At 66.2% G+C, this 14,838-nt stretch carries 14 protein-coding genes; 4 read left to right on the forward strand and 10 right to left on the reverse strand.

The features are described from left to right. The first annotated feature begins 2 nt into the window (after positions 1 to 2). Positions 3 to 1,052 (forward strand): HesA/MoeB/ThiF family protein, encoded by a 1,050-nt coding sequence (locus tag E0501_RS02255; RefSeq protein WP_137699720.1) that lies wholly within the window; start codon positions 3 to 5, stop codon positions 1,050 to 1,052. Between the two features lie 259 nt (positions 1,053 to 1,311). Further along, on the forward strand, positions 1,312 to 3,330 hold the full coding sequence (locus tag E0501_RS02260; protein WP_137699721.1) for a M3 family metallopeptidase: 2,019 nt from the start codon (positions 1,312 to 1,314) through the stop codon (positions 3,328 to 3,330). Positions 3,331 to 3,342: 12 nt separating this feature from the next. Here E0501_RS02260 and E0501_RS02265 read toward each other — a convergent pair whose 3' ends face one another. The 9 genes from E0501_RS02265 to E0501_RS02305 all read right to left on the reverse strand — a co-directional run bounded on the left by E0501_RS02265 (position 3,343) and on the right by E0501_RS02305 (position 12,286). After that, a complete protein-coding gene (locus E0501_RS02265) occupies positions 3,343 to 3,825 on the reverse strand; it encodes a DUF995 domain-containing protein (protein WP_137699722.1) in 483 nt (160 codons plus the stop codon). 28 nt (positions 3,826 to 3,853) lie between these two features. Next, positions 3,854 to 4,522 (reverse strand): NYN domain-containing protein, encoded by a 669-nt coding sequence (locus E0501_RS02270; RefSeq protein ID WP_137699723.1) that lies wholly within the window; start codon positions 4,520 to 4,522, stop codon positions 3,854 to 3,856. A 20-nt stretch (positions 4,523 to 4,542) separates the two neighbouring features. Beyond that, the gene (locus E0501_RS02275; protein WP_137699724.1) at positions 4,543 to 6,039 is read right to left on the reverse strand and encodes a phosphomannomutase/phosphoglucomutase; all 1,497 of its coding nucleotides are present in this window, start codon (positions 6,037 to 6,039) and stop codon (positions 4,543 to 4,545) included. 16 nt (positions 6,040 to 6,055) lie between these two features. Next, a complete protein-coding gene (gene kdsA / locus E0501_RS02280) occupies positions 6,056 to 6,889 on the reverse strand; it encodes a 3-deoxy-8-phosphooctulonate synthase (RefSeq protein WP_137699725.1) in 834 nt (277 codons plus the stop codon). 1 nt (position 6,890) lies between these two features. Continuing rightward, entirely contained in the window at positions 6,891 to 8,696 is a 1,806-nt protein-coding gene (locus E0501_RS02285) for a capsule biosynthesis protein (protein WP_137699726.1), read from the reverse strand. After that, the gene (locus E0501_RS02290; RefSeq protein WP_137699727.1) at positions 8,674 to 9,333 is read right to left on the reverse strand and encodes an ABC transporter ATP-binding protein; all 660 of its coding nucleotides are present in this window, start codon (positions 9,331 to 9,333) and stop codon (positions 8,674 to 8,676) included. The genes E0501_RS02285 and E0501_RS02290 overlap by 23 nt, the downstream gene beginning before the upstream one ends. A gap of 210 nt (positions 9,334 to 9,543) precedes the next feature. Then, entirely contained in the window at positions 9,544 to 10,791 is a 1,248-nt protein-coding gene (locus tag E0501_RS02295) for a Na+/H+ antiporter NhaA (protein WP_137699728.1), read from the reverse strand. A 129-nt stretch (positions 10,792 to 10,920) separates the two neighbouring features. Continuing rightward, complete coding sequence (locus E0501_RS02300) at positions 10,921 to 11,949, reverse strand: permease (protein ID WP_137699729.1); 1,029 nt, start codon at positions 11,947 to 11,949, stop codon at positions 10,921 to 10,923. Next, on the reverse strand, positions 11,942 to 12,286 hold the full coding sequence (locus E0501_RS02305; RefSeq protein WP_137699730.1) for an ArsR/SmtB family transcription factor: 345 nt from the start codon (positions 12,284 to 12,286) through the stop codon (positions 11,942 to 11,944). The genes E0501_RS02300 and E0501_RS02305 overlap by 8 nt, the downstream gene beginning before the upstream one ends. Positions 12,287 to 12,383: 97 nt before the next feature. On the opposite strand from E0501_RS02305, the gene E0501_RS02310 reads away from it, so the two are divergent. Beyond that, on the forward strand, positions 12,384 to 12,971 hold the full coding sequence (locus E0501_RS02310) for a uracil-DNA glycosylase family protein (RefSeq protein WP_137699731.1): 588 nt from the start codon (positions 12,384 to 12,386) through the stop codon (positions 12,969 to 12,971). Then, positions 12,968 to 13,747: an SseB family protein gene (locus tag E0501_RS02315; RefSeq protein WP_137699732.1), complete on the forward strand. Its 780-nt coding sequence runs from the start codon at positions 12,968 to 12,970 to the stop codon at positions 13,745 to 13,747. Before E0501_RS02310 ends, E0501_RS02315 begins: the two co-directional genes overlap by 4 nt. Before the next feature lie 143 nt (positions 13,748 to 13,890). Here E0501_RS02315 and E0501_RS02320 read toward each other — a convergent pair whose 3' ends face one another. After that, positions 13,891 to 14,823, reverse strand: coding sequence for a 2-hydroxyacid dehydrogenase (locus E0501_RS02320; RefSeq protein ID WP_137699733.1), 933 nt, complete (start codon positions 14,821 to 14,823; stop codon positions 13,891 to 13,893). Positions 14,824 to 14,838: the final 15 nt, after the last annotated feature.

Here is a 14,838-nt window from a genome sequence, read left to right on the forward strand (position 1 = left end):
TGATGCTGGCGGTTCTTGGGATCATCGCGGTGGTGTGGGGGCTGGGGCGCGCGCTGCGCCTGCCCGGCGCCGTGGTCTGGGGCGTCATCGCGTTGATTTACCTGGCGGTTCTGGTGCTGCAACTGACCCTGCCCGCGGGGCAGCCGCTGCGGGTGGCGACCGGGGGCAGCGCGGCGGGCTGGCTGATCCTGGGGGCTGTTGCGGCGTTGGTGGCCGGCTATGTGCGTGGGCTGGAATGGCTGCGGGCGCGGGCGCAGCCCGAGGCGGAGGCGCAGGTGCCGCAAGGGCCGTTCGCGCCGGGTGAGCTGAACCGCTATGCCCGGCATATCGTGCTGCGGGAACTGGGTGGGCCCGGGCAAAAAAAGCTGAAGGATTCCAGGGTTTTGGTGATCGGGGCCGGGGGGCTGGGCAGCCCGGTTCTGCTCTACCTGGCGGCCGCGGGCGTGGGCCGGATCGGGGTTGTCGACGATGACGCGGTCGACGGGTCGAACCTGCAGCGGCAGGTGATCCACAGTGACGAGAAGATCGGATCGCCCAAGGTGCAATCGGCGATGCAGGCGATGCAGGCGCTGAACCCCTATGTCGAGGTGCGGCCCTATGAGCGGCGTCTGAGCGGGGAAATCGCCGAAGCGCTATTCGAGGACTATGATCTGGTGATCGACGGGACTGACAATTTCGAGGCGCGCTACCTGGTCAACCGGACCTGTGTGAAACTGGGCAAGCCCTTGATTTCAGGAGCGATTGCGCAGTGGGAGGGGCAGGTGAGCCTGTTCGACCCGGCGCGTGGGGGCCCCTGTTACGAGTGCGTTTTCCCAGAGGCGCCGGCGCCGGGGCTGGCGCCCAGCTGTGCGGAGGCGGGCGTGGTGGGCCCGCTGCCGGGGGTGGTGGGCAGTATCATGGCGCTGGAGGCGGTGAAGGCGATCGCCGGCGCCGGGCAGGGGTTGCGCGGCGAGATGCTGATTTTCGACGGTTTATACGGGGAAAGCCGCAAGGTGCGGCTGAAACCGCGCGCCGATTGCCCGGTCTGCGGGGGCCGGGGGGCGAAAGGTTAACGCCACCGTGCGGTCGGACATCCGGGGGGTGATTTGCGTGCACCGGCCGGCTGCCATCCGGCTGCCGGGTAAAATGGTTTCGACTGCAACCGTTCGGGGTTAACGCGGCGTGCGGGTGGGGGCGCTGCCCCCACGGTGCAAATGCGGGCATTTGCACCGTTCCCCCGGGATATTTACAGCAAGATGAAGCCGGGGCATGGATTGTGGGCGCCGCGGCGATTGCCTATGTCTGATCGCGTGCGCAACAGGAGAGATGACGATGACGAACCCGCTTTTGGCCGACTGGAACACGCCCTTTGAGCTTGCGCCGTTCGATGCGATTTCCGACGAGGATTTTGCGCCGGCGCTGGAGGAGGCCCTAGCCGCGCATGAGGCGGAGATCGCGAAGATCGCCGGAGATCCGTCGGAGCCCGGGTTCGACAACGTGATCGGCGCGCTGGAGGCGGCGGGCGAGGCGCTGGACCGGGTGCTGTCGGTTTTCTTCACGGTGGCCGGGGCGGACAGCAACGCGCGTCGCGAGGAATTGCAGCGCGCCTTTTCGCCGAAACTGGCGCAGCATTTCGCCGCCGTGACCGCCAACAAGGCGCTGTTTGCCCGGATCGAGGCGGTCTGGGAAAAACGCGAGGCGCTGGATCTGACGGACGAGCAGGCGCGCGTTCTGATGCTGACGCGGCGCGGGTTCGTGCGGTCGGGCGCGGCGCTGGAAGGCGCGGCGGACGCGCGGATGAAGGAGATCAAGGCACGGTTGGCGGAGTTGGGCACAGCCTTTGCCCAGAACCTGCTGGCCGACGAGCGCGAGTTGTACATGGAGCTGGAGGAGGCGGATCTTGAGGGGTTGCCCGCCTTCGTGGTGGATGCGGCGCGCGCGGCGGGTGCCGAGAAGGGCGTGGAGGGCCCGGTGGTGACGCTGAGCCGGTCGCTGATCGTGCCATTCCTGGAAAGCTCGCCCCGGCGGGACCTGCGGGAAAAGGCGTTCCGGGCCTGGGCCGCGCGCGGCGCGAATGGCGGCAGGACCGACAACCGCGAGATCGCGGCCGAGATCCTGGGCCTGCGGGAGGAGCGCGCGGCGCTGCTTGGATACGACAATTTCGCGGCCTACAAGCTGGAAACCGAGATGGCCAAGGAGCCGCAGGCGGTGCGCGACCTGCTGATGGCGGTGTGGGAGCCGGCTCGGGCGCGCGCCGAGGCGGATGCCACCGTGCTGGAAGCGATGATGCACGAGGATGGCATCAACGGGCGGCTGGAGCCGTGGGACTGGCGTTACTACGCGGCCAGGCGGCGCCGGGCCGAGCATGACCTGGATGACAGTGCGCTGAAGCCCTACCTGTCGCTGGAGCGGATGATCGCCGCGGCCTTTGCCTGTGCCAACCGTCTGTTCGGGCTGGAATTCAAACCCCTGGATGTGGCGCTTTACCATTCCGATTGCCGGGCCTGGGAGGTGACGCGGGGCGGGCGGCACGTGGCCGTTTTCATTGGCGATTACTTCGCGCGCGGCTCGAAACGCTCGGGCGCGTGGTGCTCGGCGATGCGGAGCCAGGCAAAATTCCCGCGCGCGCAGGCGCCGGTAGTGATCAACGTGTGCAATTTCGCCAAGGGCGCCCCCGCGCTTCTGAGCTATGATGATGCGCGCACGCTGTTTCATGAATTCGGCCACGCCCTGCACCAGATGCTGAGTAACGTGACCTATGAGAGCGTGTCGGGTACCTCGGTGGCGCGCGATTTCGTCGAGCTGCCGAGCCAGCTTTACGAGCACTGGCTGGAAGTTCCGGAGGTGCTGCGCGAGTTCGCCACCCATGTGGAGACCGGCGAGCCGATGCCGGATGCGATGCTGGAAAAGGTGCTGGAAGCGGCGAATTTCGACCAGGGATTCCAGACGGTGGAATTCGTGGCCTCGGCCATGGTGGACCTGGAGTTTCACGACGGGCCAGCGCCGGGCGACGTGATGGCGAAACAGCAGGAGGTGCTGGAGGCGCTGGGCATGCCGCACCCGATCGTGATGCGCCATGCCAGCCCGCATTTCGCGCATGTCTTTGCCGGCGACGGTTATTCCAGCGGGTACTATTCCTACATGTGGTCCGAAGTGATGGACGCCGATGCCTTTGCCGCCTTCGAGGAGGCGGGCAACGCGTTCGATGCCGCCACCGCGCGGGCGCTGGAGGAAAACATCCTGTCGACCGGTGGATCGGTGGACGCGGGCGAGCTTTATACCCGGTTCCGCGGCCGGCTGCCGGGGGTCGAGGCGTTGCTGAAGGGCCGGGGGCTGTCGCCCGCGGCCTGATCTATGACCCGCTCAGAGGCCGAGGGCGCGCTGGGTCTGCTGGACGTTCTGCTGGAACCGGTAACCGCGCTGGATGGTGTCGGCGCCGTCGACGGGCCACCATTCCTCGCTGGTTGGCCAGCTGCGCCAGAGCTTGCCCCAGCGGTCGGTGACATGGGCGATGCAGGCCTTGCCGCCCGGGGTCGAGCCCGCGCGGCGGCCGCTGGGCCAGTGCCAGGTCAGGTCATAGCATAGTTGACCCTCTTCGACCGACCAGCGACCGGCGCCGAGGCTTTCGCTGGCGTCGGCGCACCAGGCGCGGGCCTGCCAGTTGGGCGAGAAATAGATGCCGCCATTGCACCCCTCGCCCCAAAGCTCGGTCTTGCCGGCATAGGTCTGGGCGATCTTTCCGGTGCTGGCCGGTTTCGCGCCCCGCGGCATCGGATCGGCCTGGGCCAGCGCGGGCAGTGCGGCCAGCGTTGCGGCTGCGATAAGACGAGCTGTCAGAGATGTCATGGATTTCCCCCAATCATCGGCATGATGGTTAAGAATCCATGTTTGGCGGCCTGTCTGTCAAGCGCAGCGCGATGGACAGACTGTTTCCATAGGCGGGGACCTGTCCGAGGGCGCCGGCGCTATTGGGCGGTTTGCCTTTGCCCGGCCGGAGATAGGGCGCGCCATCGCGATAGCCGCCGTGCAGCAGGCGGCCGGGTTGGGCGAATTCGGGGAAGCTTTCATGCCAGTCGCGGAAGCGGTCATTGGTGACGATCGGCGCATCCATCTCGCGGGCGGCCTGAAGCAGGAAGCCATCGGCCGGCTGCCCCTTGGGAGAGACCAGGACATGGCTTTTGTTCAACCCGAGTTTTCGCGCAAGGGTGGCTTCGTTCATGTAGCGATCGGCGATCTTGTAGCCCGCATTGGCGTCGAAGATCACACCGACCTCGTAGCCTTTGGTCGCGAGCGCGCGGGCGACATCGCGAACGACGGTGATATCGGGGGTGCCGTTGTTCCAGTGCATCAAGTTCGAGCCGTCGATCAGAATGCGCCCGGCGGTTGCACGCCGCCCCGCGAGGACCTGGCGCAGCCAGAGCAGGCCGGCGATGGCGGCGAGCCCGAAGGCCGAGGTTTGCAGGGCCTGGGCGCTGCCGAGATCGGGGGCCACCAGTGCGGTGGCAAGAGCCGCGAGCGCGAGGATGGGCAGGAAAAACGCCATATGGGGTAGGATTGCCTTTGTCAGATCGTCTGGTCGTAATCTCCCACGCCCGGCTCGGTCCGGATGACGGCATCGAGATCGGCGAAGATCGCGCGCATCTCGGCCTCGGAGTCGGAGCTTTCGCAGACGACGACGAGGTTGGGGGTGTTCGAGCTGGCCCGGACGAGGCCCCAGGAGCCGTTATCGAGGATGACGCGGGCACCGTTGACGGTGACCACCTCCTTGATCGGGCGGCCGGCGAAAGGTTCGCCCGCGTCGTGCTTGGCCACGAGTTTCTGCACCAGCCGGTCGAGGATGTCGTATTTCTCGGTATCGGCGGCATAGGGCGACATGGTGGGCGTGGACCAGGTTTTCGGCAGCGCCTTGCGCAGGTCCGACATCGACATGGTGGGATTGCGGTCCATCAGCTTGCAGATTTCGACGGCGACGCGCATGCCGCAGTCATACCCGCGGCCCACCGGCTCGGCCAGGAAGTAGTGGCCGGATTTCTCGAAGCCGGCCAGCGCGCCGATTTCCTTGACCCGGCGTTTCATGTGGGAATGGCCGGTTTTCCAGTAGTCGGCGGTGACGCCGTTTTTCTGCAACTCGGGATCCGAGGCGAAAAGGCCGGTGGATTTCACATCGGCCACGAAGGTCGCACCGGGATAGAGCTTGGACAGGTCGCGGGCCATGATGACGCCGACCTTGTCGGCGAAGATCTCCTCGCCCTCGTCATCGACCACGCCGCAGCGGTCGCCATCGCCATCGAAGCCCAGCGCGAAATCGGCGCCGGTCGCCTTCACCGTGTCGGCCATGTCATGCAGCATTTCCATGGCTTCGGGGTTGGGGTTGTAGTGGGGGAAGGTGTAATCCAGCCGATTGTGCGAAGGGATCACCTCGACCCCCAGGCGTTCGAAGAGTTCCGGCGCGAAGGCCGAGGCGGTGCCGTTGCCGGTGGCGCAGACGACGCGGAGTTTGCGGGTCATGCGGAAATCGCCGACGAGATCGTCGAGATAGGCCTCGCGCACGCCATCGACGAATTCGTAGGAGCCGCCGGGGGCCGGGGTGCCGCGGCCCTGAAGCACGATGTCGCGCAGCTCGGCCATTTCGTCGGGGCCGTGGGTGAGCGGACGGTCGAAGCCCATCTTCACTCCGGTCCAGCCGTTGGGATTGTGGCTAGCGGTGACCATGGCGACGGCGGGCACATCGAGGTGGAACTGCGCGAAATAGGCCATGGGGCTGAGCGCCGGGCCGATATCCTTGACCTGGATGCCGGCCTGCACCAGCCCGAGGATGAGCGCGTGTTTGATCGAAAGCGAGTAGTCGCGGTAGTCGTTGCCCACGGCGATGACGGGGGCGATGCCGCAGGCGCGCATTTGCGTGCCGAGACCGAGGCCAAGCGCCGTCATGCCGGGGAGATTGATTTCCTCGGGGTATTTCCAGCGGGCGTCATATTCGCGGAAACCCGTGGGCGCGATCATCGCGTCGCGCAGGAATTCCCATGTGTTCGGCGTCACCGTGGGGATCGGTTTGGTCATCTGGATACTCGCGAGGTCAGAGGATGATCGGATCGGCCTTGGCCAGCCGGTCGAAGGCCATGAGGGAGTGCACGAGGCCATTCATGGCGTCAAGCGGGATCATGTTGGGCCCGTCGGAAGGGGCGTTGTCGGGGTCTTCGTGGGTTTCGATGAAGACCGCGGCCACGCCGATGGCCACCGCGGCGCGGGCCATGACCGGCGCGAATTCGCGCTGCCCGCCCGAGCTGCCGCCCTGGCCGCCGGGTTGCTGCACCGAATGGGTGGCATCCATCACCACCGGGTAGCCCGTTTTGGCCATCTGTGGCAGGGCGCGCATGTCGGCCACCAGCGTGTTGTAGCCGAAGGAACTGCCCCGCTCGGTCAGGAGCAGGCGCGTGTTGCCGGTGGATTCGATTTTGGAAACCACGTTCACCATGTCCCACGGCGCCAGGAACTGGCCCTTCTTCACGTTGATCGCCGCGCCGGTTTCGCCGGCGGCGATCAGCAGGTCGGTCTGCCGGCAGAGGAAGGCCGGGATCTGCAGCACGTCGACGACGCGGGCGACAGGCGCACATTGTTCGGGTGCGTGCACATCGGTGAGCACGGGCACGCCGAGCGTGTCCTTGACGGCCTGCATGACTTCGAGACCGGCCTCGATGCCCAGCCCGCGCTTGCCCGAGAGCGAGGTGCGGTTGGCCTTGTCGAAGCTGCCTTTGAAGATGAACCCAGCCCCGGCATCGGCGCAGGTTTTCTGCATCGCGGAGGCGATCATCAGGGCGTGCTCGGTGCTTTCGAGCTGGCAGGGGCCGGCGATCACGGTGAGGGGCAGATCGTTGCCGACCGTAAGCTTGTCGATTTGGACGTGTTTCATGTCAGGTTGAGACCTGTTCGCGGAGGATCGAGGCGGTGAGCGAGACCATCAGGTAGATACCTGCGAAAATCAGGAAAGCCAGGATCGTGTTTTCAAAAGCCCGCGGATAGGCGGGCGCGTCGGAGGCAATGGGCCGTACCGGCACGGTGAGATAGCGCACCTGGCGGTTGGCTTCCAGCGCGGTCTGCTTTTCGTTCTGCAGCGCCGATTGCAGGAACAGGTCGGCGGTGGCAAGGTCGGCCTTGGCCATCTCGATCCGGGCGGCCTTGGCGGCGAGCGAGGAGTCCCCCGACACGGCATCGGTCATTTCGGCGTTGAGCTGGGCGAGGAGGTTTTCCAGCCGCCGGATATCGCCCTGCGTGCCGTCGACCTTGGCCTGGTTCGGGCGCGAATTGTCGAGAAGCGCCTGAAGCTGCAGCTGCTTTTCCTGCAGCTGCGTTTCGAATTGCGCGATCTGCTGGCGCAGCACGCCCAGTTGTTCCGAGGGATCGACGCCCTGGGTTTCCTGCAGGCGGACCAGGGTTTCCTGTGCATCGCGGCGTTCGGCCTTGGCCTTGTCCAGGCTTTCGCGGGCGGTGCGCATCGCGTCTTCGCGTTTCTGGCGCGAGAGTTCGTCAACGCGTTCCTCGGCATAGGTGATGAGGTGCTTGGAAAACTCGTTCGCCACTTCAGGGTCGGCGGCGATCACTTCCATCCGGATCACGCCTTCGGTCGGGTCATAGCCGATCTTGACGTTTTTCTTGTAGAGCTTGTGCGCGGATTCATTGGTGGCGTCGCTGTCGAGCCGCTGGATCGGGTCGATCCAGCCCTGGCTGAAATGCGCCTTGTAGCCCATCGCTTCGTCCAGGCGCAGCATGGCATCCTTGGATTGCAGGTAGGATTGCACCGCGATGCTGTCCTGGCTGGTGGCATATTGCGTCGGCAGAAGCCCGCCAAGCCCGCCGCCTGCGCCGGTATTGTCGGCCTGCAGGATCAGGAATTCGGTCTTGGTGGAATACATGGGCGTGGCCATGACGAAATAGTACCAGCCGGCAAGGATGGTCGGCAGGAAGACGAAGGCCGACAGCCGGGTCATCAGCAGCGCAAGGCGCTTGCGGCGGCGGCGGGCGATGTCGCGCTGGATATTCATGATCTCGGCGGCGCGGCGATCGGCGGCCGAGGTGGTTTCGGTCGAGGGCAGCTGGGTCTTGCCCAGTTGCACGGTCTGGGGAAGCTGCACGCGGCCCTTGGCGGGCAGGCCGCCTTCGGCCGGGGGGACGGCTCCGCCGCAGCCATCGCCCGCGCCGCCGCCACCGCCTTCGGGCGCAACCAGTTCGAGCATGTTGGCGCGCTGGAACGGGTCGATGCCGCGCAGGCGCAGCTGGCGCACGGCGTCGAAATCGGAGATCGGGGCAAGCCCGTGTTTCTGCGCCACGCGCCGGGCCATACGCAATTGCCGGCCAGTCAGGCCTTCGCGGCGGATGGCGTCGATATCGGTTTCGGCCTGCATTTCGCGGGGCGAGGCGACCTGGCCTTCGCGCGCGACGGGTTGCGGGGCGGGCTGGGGCGTCGCTCCGGCATCGCTCGGGGCCTGCCGGGCTTCGGGCCGGGATTCGGGCTGGGGTTCGGGACGGGGATCGGGCGCAGGGCGCACCAGCGTATCGGGGGTTACGCCACCGACGCGGGCCTGGCCCGCGGGCTGCGGCGGTGCAGGTTTTGCGGCGGCAGGCTGCGCCGCGCCGGCGGGCGCCGGGCGCGTTGCGCCACCGGGGGCGGTGGGCGTGGTTCGGCGGATACGGAACTTCCTAGCCTTGGGTTTCGTAGTCATAGAGCTGTTTCGCTTCTTCCAAGGTATCGAACATGTGCAGCTTGCCGTTCATCAGGACGGCGGCCGAACGGGCGAATTGTTCCAGCGTCTGCGCGGAATGCGATACGATTACCACGGTGGTCGTGGCGAGGCGTTCACGCAGGATGTCGCCGGCTTTCTTGTTGAACTCGACATCGGTTGAACCGGGCATGCCTTCGTCGATCAGGTAGATGTCGAAATCGAGCGCCAGCATCAGCGCGAAGGAAAACCGCGCGCGCATGCCCTGGCTGTAGGTGCCCAGCGGCTGATCGAAGTATTCGCCGAGGTTGCACATCCAGCGGCAGTAGGCCTCGACGTAGTCGGGATCGAGCCCGTAGAGCCGGGCGATGTAGCGGCTGTTTTCCACGGCCGAGACCTTGGACACCACGCCGCCCATGAACCCGAGCGGGAAGGAGATGCGCGAGGTGCGGCGAATTTCGCCTTCGTCGGGCTTTTCCAGCCCGGCCATCATGTTGACAAGTGTCGTCTTGCCGGTGCCGTTCGGGGCGAGGATACCGAGCGAATTACCAAGCTCGACCCGGAACGACACCTGGTCGAGGATCACCTTCCTCTGCGTGCCGGTCCAGAAGGACTTGCTAACGTTGTTGAACTCGATCATTTCCTGCTCCGGCTCTGCGCGGGCCCACCCTCTTTAACGGGGTTTTGTGAAGGGCTGGTTGACAATCCCTTTGCGAGTCCACGACGGATTGGGTGCGTTTATAGCATCCTTTTGGGCGAAATTAAGGCCCAAGGCCAGAAAAAACAGGACCTTGCGACAGGTGTGGCCCCGCCCGGAGGCGGGGCGGAGCGGCTCTGGCGCGAGGCGTTTCTAGAGCGATTGTTTCTCGACCCGGAACACCTTGCCGGCGATGATCGACAGGATCGCGGCGCCGAAACTGAACAGCGCGCCCATCTTGGCCGCGTCCTGAACCGGACCGGCATCGAAGGCGACCGAGGCGACGAAAAGCGCGACGGTAAAGCCGATGGCGGCGACGAAGCCGATCACGACAAGGTCGATGATGCGCATGCCTTCGGGGATGCCGAGACGCAGCGGAACGGCCGCGACCCAGCCGAAGATGAGGATGCCGACGGGTTTGCCGATGATCAGCCCGGCAAGCACGAGCCAGGTAGCATCGCCGATCGACGAGAATTCGACCCCGGCATTGCACAGGCCGAAGAAGAACAGCACGATCTCGACCGGGTGCTTGAGCGCGTGTTCCATCACGTTCAGCAGGTCGGTGAGGTATTGTTCGGCCTCGGAAAAAATGCCGAAGGCGCGATCGGCATGCGGGATCGCGGGCACGATGGGCAGCAGGCCGAGCGCGGGATGGAGCCCCGACCGCATGAAGCCATACCACGAGATGCAGCCGCCGAGCACGTAGGGCCAGAAGCCGAGATACTTGCGCACCCAGGTGGAATTCGGGCGGTCCTGGTTGCCGCTGTCCATCTTGCGGGGCAGGGCGTTGAAGGCCAAAAAGACCGCAAGCGAGGCGCCGAACGACAACAGCAGCCATTCCGGCGCCAGATCACCGGACGGATAGAAGATCGCCAGGATGATCAGGCCCGCGGCATCGTCGGCGATTGCCAGCAGGAGCAGGAAGCGCACCGCCGGGTGCCCCGAGCCAAAGACCATGCGGCCCACGAGATAGGAAAACGCGATATCGGTGGCGGTGGGAATGGCCCAGCCATTGGCCACGGCATCATAGGTTTCCGAGCCGAGGATCATGGCCAGGCCGAGGTAGACGGCGATCGGGCCGAACATACCGCCCGCGGTTGCAAAGAGAGGCGTGGCGGCCTTTTTGCCGCGCAGGCTGCCGTTTTCGAGGATGATCGCCTCCCAGACTTCCTTGGCGGCGATGGCGAAGAACAGCGCCATCAGAACGTCGTTGACCAGGTAATGCAGCGTCAGCGTGCGGTGCCCGTCATGCAGGTGGCCGATGGGGGCGTGATCCCAGATCACGAATTCGACGAAATGGTGATAGCTTTTTGCGTCGATATTGGCCCAGATCAGCGCGATGACAGAACCGCCGATCAGCAGAAGCGAATAACTTACGAGAAAGTTCCAGACGCGATACATGTGCCCCCCGTTTCGCCGTTTTCCGGTTTGCCCGGTTATCTATCCGGGCAGGGGGGAATGTAAACCCAGTAAGGGCTGTTTGCGCAAACATCCCGGGGCGACCCGGATGTTTGCGCGTTTTTCACACATTCAGGCCAGCGCGCCCCAGGCCAGCCCTGCCAGCACCGCGCCCAGCACGGCATAGCCGAGATAGGCGGCAAAAACCCGCGGCTTGACCAGCGCCCAGACGGCGACGGCGGCGGGAATGCAGCTGACCCCGCCGGCGATGACAAAACTCATCGCTGCGCCCTGCGCCATGCCCTGCTGCAACAGCGCATCGACAAGCGGCACCGCGGCATAGCCGTTCAGGTAGGCGGGCGCGCCGACGATAGCGCCCAGCAGGATCGGCTTGATCCCGTCGCCGCCCAGGACCGAGGCCACGGCATCGGCGGGGATGTAGTGGATCATCAAGGCTTCGAGCACATAGGCCAGGAGCAGCCACTTGAGCAGGAAGAGCGCGTTCGACAGGCTCTCGTCGCGGAAGGTGGCGCGGCGCTCGGGCTCCTGCCAGAATTTCCACACGGGCTGTCCGGAAAAGGGTTTCTTCACGCCGCAGCAGCCCCCCACGGCGGGTTTTTCACGCAAGGGGTCGGTGAAGACGGGCGAGGATTTCAGCGCCATGGTGCCAAAGCCGCCCAGAAGCCCGATGCCCACCGCGGCACCGGTTTTCGCCAGAGCGAAGTCAAACCCCAGCGTGCCCGAGGTGATTGAGAACATCGCCGGGTCCATCAGCGGCGAGGCGAGCCAGAAGGCCATGACCGCCGAAAGCGGCGCACCCACGGCGAGAAGCGCGGCGATGAACGGGATCACCTGGCACGAACAGAAGGGTGACAGCCCGCCGAACAGCGCGGCGAGCACGATCATCCGCGCCTCGCGGCCTTCGAAGGCGCGGGCGAGCAGGTTTTCGGCCCCCGTGGCCTTGAGCCAGCCAACGGCGAGCACGGCAAAGAGGATATAGGGCGCGGTGCGCCCCAGCGCGGCGGCGGCGAAGGTCACCGTCGGCCAGAGCTGGGCGAAATCGAGCACCGCCACCGCCAAGAGGATGAGCCCGAGCGCGAGCCAGGCCTTGTCAAGGCTTCGGAAGGGAAAGCGCTGGGGAGATTGGGAAATATCAGCCATGGTCATGTCCTTGGTGGCAGGTTTCGGCATCGGCGCAGCATTCGCGCAGCAGGAAATCGGAAAGCGTGCGCAGCTCGTCATAGGCGACGGCGGCACAGATGATCTGGCGGCCCTTGCGGGTCTGGGTGACAAGGCCGGCCTGGGCGAGGATTTTCATGTGATGCGTCAGCGTCGAGCCGGTGACGCCCGCGCGGGCGCCCAGTTCGCCGATGGTGAGCCCCTCGGGGCCGGCACGCACCAGCGTGCGCAGCACCGTCAGGCGCTGTTCGCTGCCCAGCGCGGCGAAGGTCGAGGCGGCGCGGGTGAGATCGAGATCGGTGAGGTCAGACTGTTTCATGATTCGAGAAATATCGAAATATTTGGGGGCGGTCCAGTAATAGTTTCATGATTTTCGAAATATTGGCTCTGCCCGGGTCCTGCGGTAAGATGCGACGATGAGCGATTTGGTCGAAAAAATAACGGCTTGCCGGCTATGTGCGCCTGAGTTTGCGGCCACCGCCACCGCGCATGACCCGCGCCCGGTGGCGTGGTTCGCGCCGGGCGCGCGCATCCTGGTGGCGGGGCAGGCACCGGGGCTGCGCGTGCATGAAACGGGCCTGCCGTTCAACGACCCGTCGGGCGACCGGCTGCGCGCCTGGATGGGGATCGGGCGCGAGACCTTCTATGACCGGTCGTGCCTTGCCATCGTGCCGATGGCCTTCTGCTTTCCGGGCTATGACGCCAAGGGTAGCGATCTGCCGCCGCCGAAACGCTGTTCCGCCACGTGGCATGCGCAGGTGATGGCGGCGCTGCCCGATATCCGGCTGACGATCCTGGTGGGCGGATACGCCCATCGCTGGCACCTGGGCACGCGCGCGGGGGTGACGGAAACCGTGGCGGGCTGGCGCGCGCATGCGCCGCGGGTTTTTCCCTTGCCGCACCCCTCCTGGCGCAATACCGGGTGGCGGAAGAAGAACCCGTGGTTCGAGGAGGAAACCGTGCCCGCCCTTAAAGACGCGATCAAAGAGGCGCTTGACGCATGAGCCTGCTGGACGACGCCCATGCCGCGATGGCGGCCGCCCCCGGCGATGATGCCGCGCGGCTGCGCTTCTACGCGGCGCTGGCCGATTGCGAGCTGTTCCTGCTGTTGGCCGGAGAGGCCGGCGCGGACGCGGTGGAGCCCGCGCTCTTCGACACCGGCGAGGGCCGTTTCGTGCTGGTCTTCGATGCCGAGGAGCGGCTGGCGGATTTTACCGGCCGGCCCGCGCCCTATGCCGGGCTGTCGGGCCGGGCGCTTGCTGGGATGCTGGCGGGGCAGGGCATCGGCATGGCACTCAACCCCGAGGTGGCGCCATCGTCCATGCTGCTGCCGGCAGACGCGATCGACTGGCTTGCCGGCACGCTGGCGCCGGGACCCGAGGAAGCGGCGTTGCAGGCGCGCGAGATCCGCGCGCCCGACCTGCCCGGGGCGGTGATCGCGGCGGTGGATGCCCGGCTGGCGCGCGCCGGCGGACTGGCGCAGACGGCCTATCTGGTCGGCATCACCTATGCGGATGGCAGCACGGGCCACCTGCTGGCGGTGATCGGGGCGGTGCCGTCGGCGCAGGCGGCGCTCGCCAAGGCGATCGGCGAAGCGGTGGTGTTTTCCGGCGCCGAGGCCGCGGCGCTCGATGTCGGGTTCTTCGCCTCCGATGATACGATCATTGGCGCGTTGGCCCGCTCTGGCCTGCGCTTCGATCTGCCCGAACCCGAGACCCCCTCTGAGCCGCGTCCCGTGGCCCCGGGGCTCGACCCCGACAAACCACCGATCCTGAAATAGCGTCTGATCGCTCTTTCTTGGCAAAAATACTCAAATTGCCCACCCGCGCGGGCCGCGCATGACTGTCAAAGGCAGCCCGCGGGGCCGAGGCGTCAGCCGAGGCCCCGCCCCGCCGCGACGCGCTTGCGCGGCGCAAGTCCTGCTCAATAGCCCGCGTCGCGGTCGACAAGATGCAGGAACGGCGCGCCCGCCTCGCCGCGGCGGACATTCTCGGCGATCACCGCCGAGGCCGGACCGGGCCGGGTTTCCGAGGCGATATGCGGCGTCACCGTCACCTTCGGATGCGCCCAGAACGGGTGATCCGGGGGCAGCGGCTCGGTGCGGAAGACATCGAGCGTGGCATGGCCGATCTGCCCGCTGTCGAGCGCGGCGATCAGCGCGTCATCGTCGATCAGCGTGCCACGGCCGGGGTTTATGACAAAAGCGCCCGGCGCGGTGAGTGCGAGCGTTTCGGCGTTGAGCGTGTTTTCGGTCGCGGGCGTGTTGGGCAGAAGCAGGATGACGACCTGCGCGCCGGAAAGCGCGGCGGTCAAACCCTCGGGCCCGTGATGGGTGGTGATGCCGGCCACCTCCTTGGGCGTACGCGCCCAGCCCGAGACCGGGAAGCCCAGCCCCCTCAGCGCCTGCGCGCAGGCGAGGCCAAGCTCGCCCAGCCCGAGGATGGTGACGGGCCGTTCGGATGCCATCGGCGGCACCACGGGTGCCCATGCGTGGGTGGGATTCACGATATGGGCATCCATGCCAAGGTGATGGCGCAGGGTATGGCCGGTGACCCATTCGACCATGCCCTCGGTCAGCCCGCCGCCCACCATCCGCGCGAGCGGAATCTTGAGCGTGGGGTTCGGAGCCACATGTTCGACGCCGGCCCAGAGGTTAAGCACCGCCTTTGCGCGGGTGTAGGGGGTGAAATCCTGCACCTCGGAATTGGGCGCATAGACGATGTAGTCGACCTCTTCGGGCGGAAACGCGGGGCCGAGGCGATAGTCGAGCCCATGCGCATCGAGCGCGGCGCGCAGGTGGGGTTCGTATTCCGCCCAGCGGTCGGGGCGGGCGGCAAAGAGGATGGTCGCGGTCATGGTCGGGCCTTTATG

The organism is Marimonas lutisalis (genome assembly GCF_005434965.1).
Classification (GTDB): Bacteria; Pseudomonadota; Alphaproteobacteria; order Rhodobacterales; family Rhodobacteraceae; genus Marimonas_A; species Marimonas_A lutisalis.